14 protein-coding genes are annotated in these 14,639 nt (G+C 72.6%); 5 read left to right on the top strand and 9 right to left on the bottom strand.

Annotated elements, in window-relative coordinates:
- Positions 1–20 precede the first annotated feature (20 nt).
- On the top strand, positions 21–1,244 hold the full coding sequence (gene ilvA / locus ACRB68_RS09890; protein ID WP_153531793.1) for a threonine ammonia-lyase: 1,224 nt from the start codon (positions 21–23) through the stop codon (positions 1,242–1,244).
- A 52-nt stretch (positions 1,245–1,296) separates the two neighbouring features.
- On the opposite strand, the gene ACRB68_RS09885 is transcribed toward ilvA, so the two are convergent.
- The 7 genes from ACRB68_RS09885 to hppD form a co-directional block, all read right to left on the bottom strand.
- Positions 1,297–2,718 (bottom strand): M1 family metallopeptidase, encoded by a 1,422-nt coding sequence (locus tag ACRB68_RS09885; protein ID WP_153531792.1) that lies wholly within the window; start codon positions 2,716–2,718, stop codon positions 1,297–1,299.
- A 93-nt stretch (positions 2,719–2,811) separates the two neighbouring features.
- Complete coding sequence (locus ACRB68_RS09880) at positions 2,812–4,275, bottom strand: M1 family metallopeptidase (protein WP_328593980.1); 1,464 nt, start codon at positions 4,273–4,275, stop codon at positions 2,812–2,814.
- Complete coding sequence (locus ACRB68_RS09875; RefSeq protein ID WP_328593979.1) at positions 4,272–5,921, bottom strand: M1 family metallopeptidase; 1,650 nt, start codon at positions 5,919–5,921, stop codon at positions 4,272–4,274. Before ACRB68_RS09875 ends, ACRB68_RS09880 begins: the two co-directional genes overlap by 4 nt.
- A gap of 158 nt (positions 5,922–6,079) precedes the next feature.
- A complete protein-coding gene (locus ACRB68_RS09870) occupies positions 6,080–7,738 on the bottom strand; it encodes a M1 family metallopeptidase (RefSeq protein WP_153531791.1) in 1,659 nt (552 codons plus the stop codon).
- An 81-nt stretch (positions 7,739–7,819) separates the two neighbouring features.
- Positions 7,820–8,428: an RDD family protein gene (locus ACRB68_RS09865; protein ID WP_153531790.1), complete on the bottom strand. Its 609-nt coding sequence runs from the start codon at positions 8,426–8,428 to the stop codon at positions 7,820–7,822.
- A 77-nt stretch (positions 8,429–8,505) separates the two neighbouring features.
- On the bottom strand, positions 8,506–9,015 hold the full coding sequence (locus tag ACRB68_RS09860) for a DUF4190 domain-containing protein (RefSeq protein WP_153531789.1): 510 nt from the start codon (positions 9,013–9,015) through the stop codon (positions 8,506–8,508).
- Positions 9,016–9,091: 76 nt separating this feature from the next.
- Entirely contained in the window at positions 9,092–10,186 is a 1,095-nt protein-coding gene (gene hppD, locus ACRB68_RS09855; RefSeq protein ID WP_153531788.1) for a 4-hydroxyphenylpyruvate dioxygenase, read from the bottom strand.
- A 123-nt stretch (positions 10,187–10,309) separates the two neighbouring features.
- Between hppD and ACRB68_RS09850 the strand changes: the two genes are divergently transcribed.
- Positions 10,310–10,783, top strand: coding sequence for an Lrp/AsnC family transcriptional regulator (locus ACRB68_RS09850; RefSeq protein WP_153531787.1), 474 nt, complete (start codon positions 10,310–10,312; stop codon positions 10,781–10,783).
- 221 nt (positions 10,784–11,004) lie between these two features.
- Here ACRB68_RS09850 and greA read toward each other — a convergent pair whose 3' ends face one another.
- Together greA and ACRB68_RS09840 are read right to left on the bottom strand one after the other, a co-directional pair.
- On the bottom strand, positions 11,005–11,505 hold the full coding sequence (gene greA, locus ACRB68_RS09845; protein ID WP_328593978.1) for a transcription elongation factor GreA: 501 nt from the start codon (positions 11,503–11,505) through the stop codon (positions 11,005–11,007).
- 197 nt (positions 11,506–11,702) lie between these two features.
- On the bottom strand, positions 11,703–12,095 hold the full coding sequence (locus ACRB68_RS09840) for a DUF4307 domain-containing protein (protein WP_153531786.1): 393 nt from the start codon (positions 12,093–12,095) through the stop codon (positions 11,703–11,705).
- A gap of 180 nt (positions 12,096–12,275) precedes the next feature.
- Between ACRB68_RS09840 and mca the strand changes: the two genes are divergently transcribed.
- From mca to ACRB68_RS09825, 3 genes are read left to right on the top strand one after another with little or no spacing between them, the layout of a single operon-like run.
- Complete coding sequence (gene mca / locus ACRB68_RS09835) at positions 12,276–13,130, top strand: mycothiol conjugate amidase Mca (protein WP_194293275.1); 855 nt, start codon at positions 12,276–12,278, stop codon at positions 13,128–13,130.
- Complete coding sequence (locus tag ACRB68_RS09830; protein WP_153531785.1) at positions 13,130–13,381, top strand: hypothetical protein; 252 nt, start codon at positions 13,130–13,132, stop codon at positions 13,379–13,381. The genes mca and ACRB68_RS09830 overlap by 1 nt, the downstream gene beginning before the upstream one ends.
- Before the next feature lie 51 nt (positions 13,382–13,432).
- Positions 13,433–14,614, top strand: a complete 1,182-nt coding sequence (locus tag ACRB68_RS09825) for a low temperature requirement protein A (RefSeq protein WP_328593977.1) — start codon at positions 13,433–13,435, stop codon at positions 14,612–14,614.
- Positions 14,615–14,639 lie beyond the last annotated feature (25 nt).

Genomic DNA, 14,639 nt, shown 5'->3' with positions numbered 1-14,639 from the left:
GGCATGGCAGGATCGTGGCCATGGCGACCGTCACCCTCGATGACATCCGCGCGGCCCGTGAGCTGCTGCGATCCGTCATCGTGCCCACCCCGCTGCTGCACTCGCGGGTGCTGTCGGAGGCGGTCGGCGGGCCGGTCTACCTCAAGTGCGAGAACCTGCAGCGCACCGGCTCGTTCAAGATCCGCGGGGCGTACGTGCGGATCGCCCGGCTGAGCGAGGCCGAGCGGGCCGGCGGGGTGGTCGCGGCGAGCGCCGGCAACCACGCCCAGGGCGTCGCGCTGGCCGCCTCGATGCTCGGCTGCAAGGCGACGGTGTTCATGCCCGAGGGCGCGCCGCTGCCGAAGGTCGCCGCGACCAAGGGGTACGGCGCCGAGGTCGTCTTCCCCGGGCCGACCGTCGACGCCTGCCTCGTCGCCGCCGCGGCGTACGCCGAGGAGACCGGCGCGGTGTTCATCCACCCGTTCGACCACCCCGACGTCGTCGCCGGGCAGGCCACGATCGGGCTGGAGATCCTGGAGCAGTGCCCGCAGGTGCGCACCGTCGTCGGCGCGGTCGGCGGCGGCGGGCTGATCTCGGGCGTGGCGGCCGCGCTGAAGGCCGGCGCCAAGGAGGAGGGCGGCCGGGACATCAAGGTCGTCGGCGCGCAGGCCAAGCGCGCGGCGGCGTTCCCGCCGTCGCTGGCGGCCGGCCGGCCGACCCGGGTGCAGGTCCAGCCGACGATGGCCGACGGCATCTCGGTGGGCCGCCCCGGCGACCTCACCTACGACATGGTCGCCGAGCTGGTGGACGCCGTCGTCACCGTCACCGAGGAGTCCATCTCGCAGGCGCTGCTGCTCTGCCTGGAGCGGGCGAAGCAGGTCGTCGAGCCGGCCGGCGCGGCGGGCGTGGCGGCGCTGATGGAGCACTCCTACGCGGTGCGCACCCCGGTCGTGGTGCTGCTGTCGGGCGGCAACATCGACCCGCTACTGCTGTCGAAGGTGCTGCGGCACGGCCTGGCCGGCGCGGGCCGCTACCTGGTGGTGCGGTGCCGGCTGAAGGACCGCCCCGGCGCCCTGGTGACGCTGCTCAGCGAGCTGGCCGGGCTCGGCGTGAACGTGCTGGACGTCATGCACGAGCGCGTCGCGGCCCGCCTGCACGTGGAGGAGGCCGAGGTGCTGATGCACCTGGAGACGCGCGGAACCGAGCACAGCGAGGGCGTCATCGCCCGGCTGCGCGCCGAGGGCTACACGATCACGCCGTCCTGACGCGGAAGGGCCGCGCCCCCGAAGGGACGCGGCCCGGACCGGCGCGTGGTGCCTAATACGTCGGCTTGCCCGGCGAGTACAGCCAGGCCTTCGCCCAGCCGTCCAGCCGCTTGCCCGACAGCTTCTCGCTGAAGCGGACGAAGTCGGCGGTGGAGGCGTTGCCGTGCCGGTAGGCGGCCGGCCACGCCTTCAGCAGCCGGTAGAACGACTTGTCGCCGATCTGCTTGCGCAGCGCGTGCAGGGCCATCGCGCCCCGGTCGTAGACCAGGCCGTCGAAGATGTGGTCGCGGCCCGGGTCGGCGACCTTGCCCTGCCACAGCTCGTCGGTGGCCGGCGTGGCGTAGGTCTCCTCGAAGCTCTTCTGCACGGGCTTGTTCTGGAACTTCTCGAAGTACAGCCACTCGGAGTACGTGGCGAAGCCCTCGTTCAGCCAGATGTCGGCCCACTTCTTCGGCGTCACGCTGTCGCCGAACCACTGGTGGCCGAGCTCGTGCGCCAGCAGGTCGCCGCGCGGGATGGTGCCGGGACGGCGGGTGAGGTCGTACACCGGCCGGCCCTGGGTCTCCAGCGCGTACCCGGCGGACGCCTTCACCGTGACGCCGCCGGTCGAGGAGAACGGGAAGCGGCCGAACAGCGAGGCCTCCCAGTCGGTGACCTGGCCGGTCTGGGTGTTGAAGTCCTTGGCGAGCGCGGCGCTGGTGCCGAGCGCCCGGTCGGTGGCGGTGATGTTCGGGACGCCCTTGGGGGTGCGGCCCTTGATCACGTCGTACTTGCCGATCGCGATCATCGACAGCTCGCTGGCCATCGGCTGGCGCATCTCCCAGCGCGAGACCGTGAGGCCGCCCTTGGTGCGCGAGCCGGCGAAGTCGCCGCCGGCCAGGCCGGTCAGCCCCTTCGGCACGGCGAGCGTGATGGTGTAGGTGGCCTTGTCGCGCGGGGTGTCGTTCACCGGGTAGACGGTGGCCGCGCCGATCGGCTGGTTCAGCATGACGCCGCCGTCGGGGGTGGCCAGCCAGCCCGAGATGCCGAGCGCCGGGTCGTCGATCTTCTGCGGCACGCCGGAGTAGGTGACGACGACGGTGAACTTCTTGCCCTTGCGCAGCCCCTTCGGCGGGGTGATCACCAGCTCCTGGGCGCCGGTGCGCTTGTAGGCGGCCTTGCGGCCGTTCACCGTCAGGTGGTGGATCGTCAGCGGGCCGAGGAAGTCCAGGTCGAACCGGGACAGGTTCTGCGTCGCCCGCGCGTCGATCTTGGTGACCGCGGCGATGCCCTTGGTCGCGGCGTCGTACTTCAGCCCGATGTCGTAGTGGGCGACGTCGTAGCCGCCGTTGCCCATGTCGGGGAAGTAGGGGTCGCCCGCGCCGGGCGCGCCGGGGGTGAAGTGCGGGGCGGCGGCGCCCGCGGGCGCCGCCGTCACCATCAGGCCGGCCGTGACGGTGAGGGCCACGGCGGCCAGTCGGGGGGATCTGCTCATGCGCATCATCCTTGTCGTGACGTCACTGGACTCCCCCCAGGCTTCCTAGTGATCATCTTCGGTGCAAGCGCGTTTTGGTCTCGAATCGGACCGTTATCCGAGGCGGGCGGGCATGGGCGGCTTGGCCGGCGTGGACAACCACGCCTGGAAGAGCCCGCCGAGGCGCTTTCCGGAGACCTGCTCGGCGTACCGGACGAAGTCCGCGGTGCCGGCGTTGCCGTAGGCGTGCTGCCCGGCCCAGCCGCGCAGGATCGCGAAGAACGCCCGGTCGCCGACGGCGGTGCGCAGCGCGTGCAGCGTCATCGCGCCCCGCAGGTAGACGGGGAAGTAGTCGAACAGGTGGGCCCGGCCGGGGTCGGCGGGCCGGATCTTCCACACCGGGTCGCCGGGCACCCGCTCGTAGGCCTGCCGGAAGGTGTAGGCGGCGGACGCCCCGCCGTGCCGCTCGTGCCAGAGCCACTCGGCGTAGGTGGCGAAGCCCTCGTTCAGCCAGATGTCCTTCCACTGCCGGATGCTGACGCTGTCGCCGAACCACTGGTGCGCCAGCTCGTGCACGGCGAGGACGCGGGTGACGCCGCCGGGGTAGGTCGGCCGGTTCTGGGTCTCCAGCGCGTAGCCGACGCTCTCGTCGTCGACCACGCCGCCGGTCGAGGCGAACGGGTAGGGCCCGAACAGCCCGCGCGCCCAGTCGGTGACCTCGCCGGTGATCCGCTGCAGTCCCTTGACGTCGCCGGGGACCGCCGGGTCGTACGCCGACACCGAGCGGACGCCGCCGGGCGTGTGACCGTCCAGCACCGCGAACCGGCCGATCGCGATCATCGCCAGGTAGCCGGCCATCGGCCGGTCCGACGACCAGCGGAAGGTGGTGGCCGAGCCGTGGCGCTCGGTCCCGCCGGGCTCGCCGTTGGCGACGACCGCCAGCCCCTTCGGCACCGTGATCCGGTAGGCGAAGGTGGCCTTGTCGGCGGGGTGGTCGTTCAGCGGGAACCAGGTCGCCGACCCGAACGGCTGGGAGAGCGTCGCCACCCCGTCCCTGGTCGGGATCCAGCCGGTGCGGCCGAGGTCGGGGTCCTTGCTGGTCTGCGGCCGGCCGGCGTAGGTGACGGCCACCGTGAACGCGGCGCCCTTCGGCAGCCCCTTCTTCGGCGTGACCACCAGCTCCTGGCCGCTGCGCCGGTAGGCGGCGGATGCGCCGTCCACGGTCACCGAGCCGATCCGGTTGCCGGCGAAGTCCAGGTCGAACGCCGACAGGTCCTGCGTCGCGGTCGCGGTGATCCGGGTCGTGGCGGCCAGCCCGTGGTCGCGCGGCCGGTAGGTCAGCGCGATGTCGTAGTGGGAGACGTCGTAGCCGCCGTTGCCGGCGCTCGGGTAGTACGGGTCGCCGAGGCCGGACGCGCCGGGGCGGAACGCGCCGTGGCCGGGCCGGGCGGCCGGGGCCGACCAGGAGGCGCGGGCGGCCCGGTCGTGCGCGGGCTGCGCGGCGGCGCAGGCCGGGGCGAGGGCCGGGGCCAGCATGAGGGCGGCGGCGGCGGTACGCCGCGCGGCGGGCTTGGTCACCACTTCTTGGGCTTGCCCTTCTGGTAGAGCCACTGGTCGAACAGCGTGCCGAGGCGCTTGCCGGAGACCTTCTCGGCGAGCGCGACGAAGTCGGCGGTGCCGGCGTTGCCGTAGGCGTGCTCGGCCGCCCAGGTCCGCAGGACGGCGAAGAAGCGCTTGTCGCCGATCCGGTCGCGCAGGGCCTGCAGCGCCATGGCGCCGCGGACGTAGACCGAGTACCCGAACAGGTCGGTGCGGCCGGGCCGGCCGGCCGGCGGATTGAAGATCGGGGACTTGGCGGGCTGCCGGTAGTACCGCTGGAAGACCGCCTTGGCGGTGTCGGTGCCGTTGTGCTCCTGCCAGAGCCACTCGGTGTAGGTGGCGATGCCCTCGTTCAGCCAGATGTCCTGCCAGCGGTCCAGGCTGACGCTGTTGCCGAACCACTGGTGCGCCAGCTCGTGCACGACGAAGGAGTCGTCGGGGGCGAACCCGGCGTAGACGGGCCGCTCCTGGGTCTCCAGGGCGTAGTCCAGGCGCGGGTCGTCGACGATGCCGCCGGCGGTGGCGAACGGGTAGCGGCCGAACAGCCCGCGCTCCCACTTCAGCGCCGCGACGGTGTCGCGCTGCAGCCGCGCGCCGTGCTTGGCGAACCTGGGGTCGACGGCGGTGATGACCGGCGTCGGGCCGGCCTTGGTCTGGCGGACCGCGAACCGGCCGATGGCGATCATGGCCAGGTAGGAGGCCATCGGCGCGGTCTCGGCCCACTCGTAGTCGGTGAAGGCGCCCCGGCGCACGGTCTGCACCGGCCTGCCGCTGGCCAGCGCCTGCAGGCCCTTCGGGACGCGCAGGTGGAAGGTGTAGGTGGCCTTGTCGCTCGGGTGGTCGTTGACGGGCAGCCAGGTGGGCGCGCCGTCCGGCTCGGAGACGACGAGCGCGCCGTCGCCGGTCGGCACCCAGCCGTAGTCGCCGTAGGCGCTGCTGCGGATCGGGCCGGGCCGGCCCGCGTACCGCACGGCCGTGGTGAACACCGAGCCGGCGGGCAGCGTCGCGGCCGGGGTGAGGACGAGCTCGGCGCCGTCCCGGCGGGCCGCGGCGGGCCGGCCGTTCACCGTCGTCGAGGTGATCTTCGGGCCGCGGTAGTCCAGGTCGAAGCGCGACAGGTCCTCGGTGGCGCGGGCGGTGATGGTGACGGCGGCCTCGACCGCGCCGCTCGCGCCCAGGTACTTCAGGGCGACGTCGTAGTGGGTCACGTCGTAGCCGCCGTTGCCGGCGCTGGTGAAGTAGGGGTCGCCGATGCCGGCCTTCCCGGGCTTGCCGGCGAGGTGCGGCTCGGCGGCGGCACCCGGTGTCTTCGCGGACGGGGACGGGGACGGCGCGGTGGGGGCGAGGGGCCGCACGCAGTCGTCCAGGGCGGTACCGGCGCTCCGGGGTGTGTCGGTGCCGACCGCCCCCGGCCGGGCGAGCGCGGGGACGTCGGGCGGCGGGACGGCCAGGCGGCGGTGCGCGTGCCCGGTCCCGAGCGGCGGCGCGGGGGCCTCCAGGAGCGGGGGGTGCTCGCAGGACGTCGCGCCACCGTCGGCCGGGACCCGCAGGTCGGGCTCCGGCGTCGCCGCGGCGGCCGAGCCCGCGGCGACCATCAGCGCCGCAGCGGTCGCCGCGGCCGTCACGCGTCCACTAGGCCGGTTCACCCCGCCAACACTGATGGGGCCGCGCGCCGGGCGTCGCGCCACTTGCCCGGCCTTTTGCGAGTCCTTGCCGGTCGTTCACCCGATCGGGGCGGTGCCCGCCGCGCCCCGTCCGGCCGTTGACCCGGCCGCTGCCGGGATCAGAGGCCGGGACGGCCCTTCTTGTACAGCCAGGCGTTGAAGAAACCGCCCAGATCCTGCCCCGACACCCGGTTCGCCAGCTCGACGAACTGCTGGGTGGTGGCGGTGGAGTGCCGGTGCTCCTTGGTCCAGGTCTGCAGGATCCGGAAGAACTTCTCGTCGCCCACCTTCTTGCGCAGCATGTGCAGGGTCATGCCGCCCCGGTCGTACACCGAGCGGCCGAACACCTGCGCGCGGCCCGGGTTGCCCGGCGGGACGCCCCACAGCTCGCGGTTGCCGCCGTCGCGGTAGCGCTGGTCGAACTGCTGCTGGACGGACTGGCCGCCGATCCGCTCGCCCCACATCCACTCGGCGTAGGTGGCGAAGCCCTCGTTCAGCCAGATGTCCTGCCAGCGGGTCAGGCTGACGCTGTCGCCGAACCACTGGTGCGCCAGCTCGTGCGCGACGATCGTCTCGTCCACGCCGAACGCCCCGTACACCGGCCGGGTCTGGGTCTCCAGCGCGAAGCCGACGTTGGCGTTGTCGATGATCCCGCCGGTGGAGGAGAACGGGTAGGGGCCGAACCGCTTGGCCCACTCGTCGGTGATCTCGGCGTTCTTGGCGTGGAAGGCCTCCAGCGACACCCCGGAGACCGACGGGTCCACCGCCGTGGTGATCGGGATGCCGCCGGGGGTGCGGCCGGTGCGCACGCCGAAGCGGCCGACGTCGACGGTGGCCAGGTAGGTGGCCATCGGCTCCTTGACGTGCCAGACCGAGGGCGCCGCGGCCGCGGCCCGGTGGTCGGGGGCACGGTGTTCGGGGGCACGGTGCGCGGCGGCCGGCACGACCGAGGGGTCGCCGCCGCCGGGGGAGGTGCCGCCGCCACCGGGCGGCGTGGGCGGCCCGTCGCCCGGCCCGTCACCCGGTCCGTCGCCCGGCCCGTCTCCCGGCACGGGGGGCGAGCCGCCCGGCTGCGCCGGCTGCCCGCCGTCCGACCCGGTCGTCGGGCCCTCGTGCTCGCCGTTGGCGATCACCGTCATGCCGGGCGGCGCGGTGATCTCGAAGTCGAAGGTGGCCTTGTCGCTCGGGTGGTCGTTGCTGGGGAACCAGGTGTGCGCGCCGCTCGGCTGGCACGCCACGAACACGCCGTCGGAGGTGCGGATCCACCCGTACTTGCCGAGGACCGGGTCCGCGACCGGCTGCGGCGTGCCCGAGTAGCGCACCGTGGTGACGAACGTGGCGCCCTGCGCCACCGGCTTGGCCGGCGCGATGACCAGCTCGTCGCCGTCGTGGCGCTGCTGGGCCGGGGCGCCGTCCACCGTGACCCCGGCGACCTGCAGCCCGCTCAGGTCCAGGTTGAAGCGGGGCAGCCGGGCGGTGGCCTTCGCGGTGATCACGGCGGTGCCGTCGATCTCCTTGGCGCCGCCGGGGGTGATGGCCAGCTTCAGCTTGTAGTTCTGCACGTCGTAGCCGCCGTTGCCGTCGCCCGGCGTGTACCGGTCGCCGATCGACGGCGCGCCGCCCTCGCCGGGCATCGGCGCGTCGGTCGCGACCGGGCCGCCCGGGCCGTCCCCGTCGAACGGCCGGCACGCCGTGAGCGCGCCCGCCGCCGCGAGCGCGGCCACCAGGGCCGTGCCGCGGATCGTCACGCCGCGCGGGCGGCTGGGGTCAGGGCTCATGGGGCTACCGGCCGTATGCACAGTGCCCAGCCTGCCCCGTGTCGGACAGGCTGGGCAACCTGGACCATCGGGGTAAGCCGGTCAGCGGCCGGCGTAGGGGTCGGGCGCGCCGGCCGGCGCGGACACCACCAGCGTCCGGGCCACCTTGTCGTGCAGGGCCTGGCGGCGCGGGTCCCACAGGATCCACGCGACGTCGACGAGGCCGCCGATGCCGCAGGTGACGAAGCTGAGGACGTAGTAGAAGGCCGTCCGCGCGGCGGACCGGCCGAAGGAGATCGCGCCGCCGTCCTCCGCCCGCACGACGCGGATGCCGAGCAGCATCTTGCCGACCGTCTGGCCCCGCTTCGCATGCATGATCACGTAGTAGAGGAACGCGGCGAGGGCCGTCAGGAAGTTCACCAGGGCGCCGGGGCCGCTGTAGCGGACGTCGGACTCGCCGTCGACCGTCACCACCCGGACGACCTCGGGAAAGGGCAGGCTGACCAGCGCGGACACCGCACCGACGATGACGCTGTCGATGATCGCCGCGCCGAGGCGCCGCCAGCGGCCGGCCAGGCCCTCGGCGGGGTCGGCGTAGCCCGCCGCCGGGCCGCCGTAGGGCGACCCCGGGTAGGGCGGCGGAGCGCCGTACGGGTTCTCCTGCGGCGGCTCCCAGGGCTGTCCTTCGGAATCGCGTGGCGGTTGCGTCATGCCGTGAACCTGGACGGAAGGGACGTCCGGCAAACACCGCCGCGCCAGGAACAGGGTGATTGTTTACCCGTGGGCGATCAATACGTGCTGTCGCTCCCGCTGAGGATGGAACCGGTCAGCACCAGCACCACGAGCAGGATCGTCAGCAGCAGGCCGAGGTAGCCGAGCACCAGGCCGATGATCGCCAGCGGGCGGCCGTCCTCGCCGGTCCGCTTGATCCGGCCGAGCGCCATGTGGCCGAGGATGACCGCGGCGATCGAGCCGAGGCCGCAGAGCAGGAAGAGCCCGACGATCCCGGTGACCAGGCTGGCGATCGCCATGCCGTTGGTGCCGCCCCGGGCGCCGCCCTGGTAGGGGGAGGTGCCGTAGGGGTCGCCGTAGCCGCCCCCGTAGGGCTGCTGCCCGTACTGCTGCTGCCCGTACTGCTGCTGTTGCTCGTACGGCTGGTAGGGCTGCTGCGAGCCGTACGGCGGCTGGGACTCGCCGTACGGCTGCTGCGACTGGTCCTTGCGGAGCCGGGGTGGTTCGTGCGGGTCGGCCGGCGGCTGCCACCGCTGGTCCTCGGGGTCGTGGGGCGGTTGCGTCATGCCGTCAGGATTGGCCGGACGGCCGCCCGCCAAACCTTGCCGACCCGCTGGTTGGCCATGATTTTCCGTCAGCGGCTCACAGGTTGCCGCGGGCGGCCTGCTCGCGCTCGATCGCCTCGAACAGCGCCTTGAAGTTGCCCTTGCCGAAGCCGAGCGAGCCGTGCCGCTCGATCAGCTCGAAGAACACCGTCGGCCGGTCCTGGACGGGCTTGGTGAAGATCTGCAGCAGGTAGCCGTCCTCGTCGCGGTCCACCAGGATGCGGCGCTTCTGCAGCTCCTCCACCGGCACCCGCACCTCGCCGATGCGCGCGCGCAGCGCCGGGTCCTCGTAGTAGGAGTCGGGCGTGCTGAGGAACTCCACGCCCGCCGCGCGCATCTGGTCGACCGAGGCGAGGATGTCGTTGGTGGCGAGGGCGATGTGCTGGACGCCCGGGCCGCCGTAGAACTCCAGGTACTCGTCGATCTGCGACTTGCGCTTGCCCTCGGCGGGCTCGTTCAGCGGGAACTTCACCTTGCGGGTGCCGTCCGCGACGACCTTGGACATCAGCGCCGAGTACTCGGTGGCGATGTCGGCGCCGATGAACTCGGCCATGTCGGTGAAGCCCATGACGCGGTGGTAGAAGTCGGCCCACTCGTCCATGCGCTCGACGTTGCCGACGCAGTGGTCGATCGCCTGGAAGTAGCGCTTGCTCTTCGGCGGCTCGACGATCGGCTCGGCCTCCACGAACCCCGGCAGGTAGGGGCCGGAGTAGTTGGAGCGGTCGACCAGCGTGTGCCGCGTCTCGCCGTAGGTGGCGATGGCCGCGACGACGACCTTGCCGTACTTGTCCTCCAGGACGTGCGGCTCCTCCAGGCCCTTGGCGCCCTTGGCGAGGGCGTGCCGGTAGGCGGCCTCCACGTCGGGGACCTCGATGGCCAGGTCGGTCACGCCGTCCCCGTGCTCGGCGATGTGCCGGCCGAGGTCGGTGCCCGCCCGCACCGGGCCGCGGAACACGAACCGCGCGCTGCCGGACTCCAGCACGTGCACGGCCTCGTCGGGGCTGCCGTTCTCGGGGCCGCGGTAGGCCACCCGGCGCATCCCGAAAGCGGTCGAGTAGTAGTGCGCTGCCTGCTTGGCGTTGCCGACGGCGAAGACGACGGCGTCCATGCCCTTGACCGGGAACTCATCCATGACCCCAATCTCGACAAACAACGGCAAGGTGCGCAAGAGTGGTCCAGATCACTGGACAATCTGCCCAGCGAAGAGACCGGACCACCGGACGATCTGTACAGGTTGACCATGGAACGAGGAGCCATGACGATCGACGCCCTGGACGGCCGCCTCCTGGAGCTGTTCACCGCCGAGCCCCGCATCGGCGTGCTGGAGGCCTCCCGCCGCCTCGGCGTCGCGCGCGGCACCGTCCAGGCCCGCCTGGACCGCCTCACCCGCCAGGGCGTCATCCGCGGCTTCGGCCCCGAGATCGACCCGGCCGCCCTCGGCTACGGCGTGACCGCGTTCGTCACCCTCCAGCTGCGCCAGGCCGGCGGCCACGACCCGGTCGCCGACCGCCTGGCCGCCGTCCCCGAGGTGATCGAGGCCCACACCATCACCGGCGGCGGCGACATGCTGTGCCGCGTGGTGGCCCGCAGCAACCAGGACCTGCAGCGCGTCATCGACGAGATCGTCGACGTCGGCGGAGTGGAGCGCGCCTCCTCGGTGATCTCCCTCGCCAACCAGATCCCGGCCAGGACGCTCCCGCTGGTCAAAGCGGCCAGTAACCAGCCCTGAAACGAAAGCCCGCCGCCCCAATGGGACGGCGGGCTTTCGGGAGTCACCGCGGCGCAAACGGATTATGCAGGGTTGTGCATGACCGACGACCCCGGCCACGCGCGAGCGCGACCGAAGGCCTGACCGCTGAAGCGGGCCGAAGGCGAAGCTTCAGCGGTCGGGTCGCGAAGCGACCGAGCGCTCGCCGGCCAGGCCGTCAGGCCGTGGTCGGGCCGCCAGGCCTAACCACCGACATAAGGAGTCGCGTCGAGGATCTCGACGGTCATGCTGCGGCCGTTCGGCAGCGAGTAGGTGGCCTTCTCGCCCACCTTCTTGCCATTGATGGCGGCGCCGAGCGGCGACTTGGGGGAGTAGACGTCTATGGGGGCTCCGCTCTCCTCGCGGGAGGCGAGCAGGAAGGTGACCTCCTCGTCGTCGCCCTCGAAGGCGATCGTGACGGTCATGCCGGGTCCGACCACGCCCTCGGTGCGCGGCGCCTCGCCGACGCGCGCGTTCTCCAGGATGCCCTGGAGCTGGAGGATGCGGCCTTCGATCTTGCCCTGCTCCTCCTTGGCCGCGTGGTAGCCGCCGTTCTCGCGCAGGTCGCCCTCTTCCCGGGCTGCCTCGATCTTGTCAGCGATCTCGCGGCGGCCCCGGACCGACAGGTAGTCCAGCTCGTTCTTGAGCCGGTCGTACGCCTCCTGGGTCAGCCAGGTGACGTTGTCAGCACGGGTCTCGGTCACGGGTACTCCTCATCCACATGGTGCGATCATCGCCCGACCGGGGTGGGCGGGCTACACATCGACATGAAGTGCGGCCGGGTGAAACCTCTAGCCTATCCGGTGTGTGCGGGTAAAGGTTCCCTGTTCCGGCCGCCTGCAATCGGGCAAACGCGTTTCGGCTTCACCTGCGGGTTCACCGGTTCCCAGGTGGCGCCGGGTCACACCTTGCGGCAGTCCCGGACGCGGGCGCCGGTGGCCCGCCGGGGGGTGGTGAGGGTGTCGGTCCGGTCGAGCCGCGCGGTGCCGCGCGGGATGACGACCTGCTGCTCGGCCAGCACGGCCAGATGGGTGTCGTAGGCGTCGACGGTGCAGCGGACCTCGTCGTTCTTCGGCTTGGCGACCATGTAGCTCACCTCGACGGCGTTGTCGCCGCGCACGTTCCAGGTGTAGGTCTGCGAGGATATGCCGGGCGTCTGGCCCACATGCGCGAAGATCAACGCCCAGCCGACGGCGAACACCGCGGCGAGGCCGCCGCACACCACCCAGCCGAGGACGCCGAGGCCCCGGCGCTCGTCGACGCTCGTCGTGTCCTGCGGGGCGGTGGTCGTCATCGCGGGAATCTCCGTGCGGGCCGTGGACGTTGTCAGGAACAATTCTCGTGCGTCGCGCCGGGTGCTCCGAACCGGGGTGCCCGAAGCGGCGCGAACCGGTCTGCTGAACAGGGAGAGCCCCAGGTGCCCGAGCCCATGGACAACACCGTGCCCGCCGCGTCCGGGCCGCGGCTGCGGCTGATGGCCGTGCACGCCCACCCCGACGACGAGTCGAGCAAGGGCGCCGCCACCATGGCCCGCTACGTGGCCGAGGGCGTCGAGGTGCTCGTGGTCACCTGCACCGGCGGGGAGCGCGGCAGCATCCTCAACCCCGCGATGGACCGCCCCGAGGTGCTGGCGAACATCGGCACGGTGCGCAACGAGGAGATGGCGCGCGCCCGCGAGATCCTCGGCGTCGAGCAGCGCTGGCTCGGCTTCGTCGACTCCGGCTTCCCCGAGGGGGACCCGCTGCCGCCGCTGCCGGAGGGCTGCTTCGCGCTGGAGCCGCTGGAGGCCGCGTCCGAGCCGCTGGTGCGGGCCGTCCGCGAGTTCCGCCCGCACGTGATGCTCACCTACGACGAGCGGGGCGGCTACCCCCACCCCGACCACGTCAAGTGCCACGAGGTGTCGGTGGAGGCCTTCGAGGCCGCCGGCGACCCCGACCGCTACCCCGGCGCCGGCGAGCCGTGGCAGCCGCTGAAGCTCTACTACCACATGACCTTCACCAAGGACCGGATGCTCGCGCTGCACGCGGCGATGGAGGAGCGCGGCCTGGAGTCGCCCTACGTCGACTGGATCAAGCGGCTGGACGAGCGCCCGCAGGAGTGGGAGGTCACCACCCGGGTGCCCTGCGCCGGGTTCTTCGAGACCCGGGACCAGGCGCTGCTGGCGCATGCCACCCAGATCGACCCGAACGGCTTCTGGTTCGCGGTCCCGCTGGACGTCCAGCGCGAGGCCTGGCCGACCGAGGACTACCATTTGGCCAGGTCTCTCGTCGACACCGAGCTGCCGGAGGACGACCTGTTCGCCGGCGTTCGGGAGAAGGTGTCCCTCTGATGCTCGCACTCGCCATTCCGCTCAACGACGACACGGTCAGCCCCGGCCTGCTCGGTTTCGGGGTCTTCATCGCGCTCGCCGTCGCCCTGGTCTTCCTCATCCGCTCGATGAACAAGCAGATGCGCCGGATCGACGCCCCCAAGGAGGCCGATCTGAAGCAGCAGGAGTGGGAGCGCGCCCAGGCCGCCAAGGCGGCCCGGGCGTCCTCCGCGACCAAGCCGGCCGGCGGCACTCCGCCCGACACGGTCTAGCGCGGCCGCGGCGTGCACCCCCCGGCACCGCCCGCGGAGACGAGACCCGGCGTGCTGCGCCCGCGCAGCGGGCAGGGCGCCCGGGTCACGTTCTTCGAGCTGTTCTTCGACCTGGTCTTCGTCTTCGCCATCACCCAGCTGTCGCACCGGCTGCTGGAGCACCTGACGGTCCGCGGCGCGGCCGAGACGCTGCTGCTCCTGCTGGCCGTCTGGTGGGCGTGGATGTACACCTGCTGGACGACCAACTGGTTCGACCCCGACCACCCGGTCGTGCGCGTCATGCTGGCGGGCGTCATGCTCGCGGGCCTGTTCATGGCGGCGATGCTGCCGGGCGCGTTCGGCGGCGACGGCCTGTGGTTCGCGGCGGGCTATGCCGCGATCCAGGTGGGCCGCACCGTGTTCGTGGTCGTGGCGACCTGGGGCCACGAGCTCGGCCGCAACTTCCAGCGGGTGCTGTTCTGGATCGCATTGTCGGCCGTGGCGTGGATCGCGGGCGCCCTGGTGGACGACCCGGCGCTGCGCACCGGGATCTGGGTGCTGGCCGTGGTGATGGAGTACCTGGCGCCGTCGCACGGCTACGCCACGCCCGGCCTCGGCCGGTCCAGCACCGCCGACTGGAGCATCGACGGCGCGCACATGGCCGAGCGCTGCCAGCTGTTCGTGATCATCGCGCTCGGTGAGGGCGTGCTGGTCACCGGCGCGACCCTGGGCGGCCTGCACCGCACGCCGGCCGTGGTGGCCGCGTTCGTGTCGGCGTTCGCCGGCGCGGTCGCGCTGTGGTGGATCTACTTCGACCGCACCGCCGAGGCCGCCGCCGAGCGCATCGCCGCCTCCGACGACCCGGGCCGCATCGGCCGCTCGGCCTACACCTACATCCACATCGTGATGATCGCGGGCATCATCGTCGGCGCGGTCGCCGACGAGCTGGTCATCGCGCACCCGGCGGGGCACGTGGAGTGGGGCTTCGTCGCGGTCGCGACGGGCGGCCCGGCGCTGTTCGTCGCGGGCCACGCCCTGTTCAAGAAGGCGGTCTTCGGCCACTTCACCGGGGCGCGGCTGGTGGCCCTCGGCGTCCTGGCGCTGCTGGCGGCGGCCGGCCCGCTGCTGACGCCGCTGGCGCTGCACATCGCGACCGGCGCGGTCGTCGTCGGCGTCGCGCTCTGGGACGTCCGCGCCCGCCGCCGCCTGGAGGCCACCGCGGAACCCGCCCTCGTCGCGGAGCCGGCGGCGTAAGGCCCGAACGGGAACCGGCGGCCGG

Origin of the sequence: Actinomadura macrotermitis, assembly GCF_009604375.1 — a bacterium.
In the GTDB taxonomy this organism is placed as follows: domain Bacteria; phylum Actinomycetota; class Actinomycetes; order Streptosporangiales; family Streptosporangiaceae; genus Spirillospora; species Spirillospora macrotermitis.
Note: the sequence above shows the minus strand (reverse complement) of the source record. Positions and strands in the feature narration are given on the sequence as shown.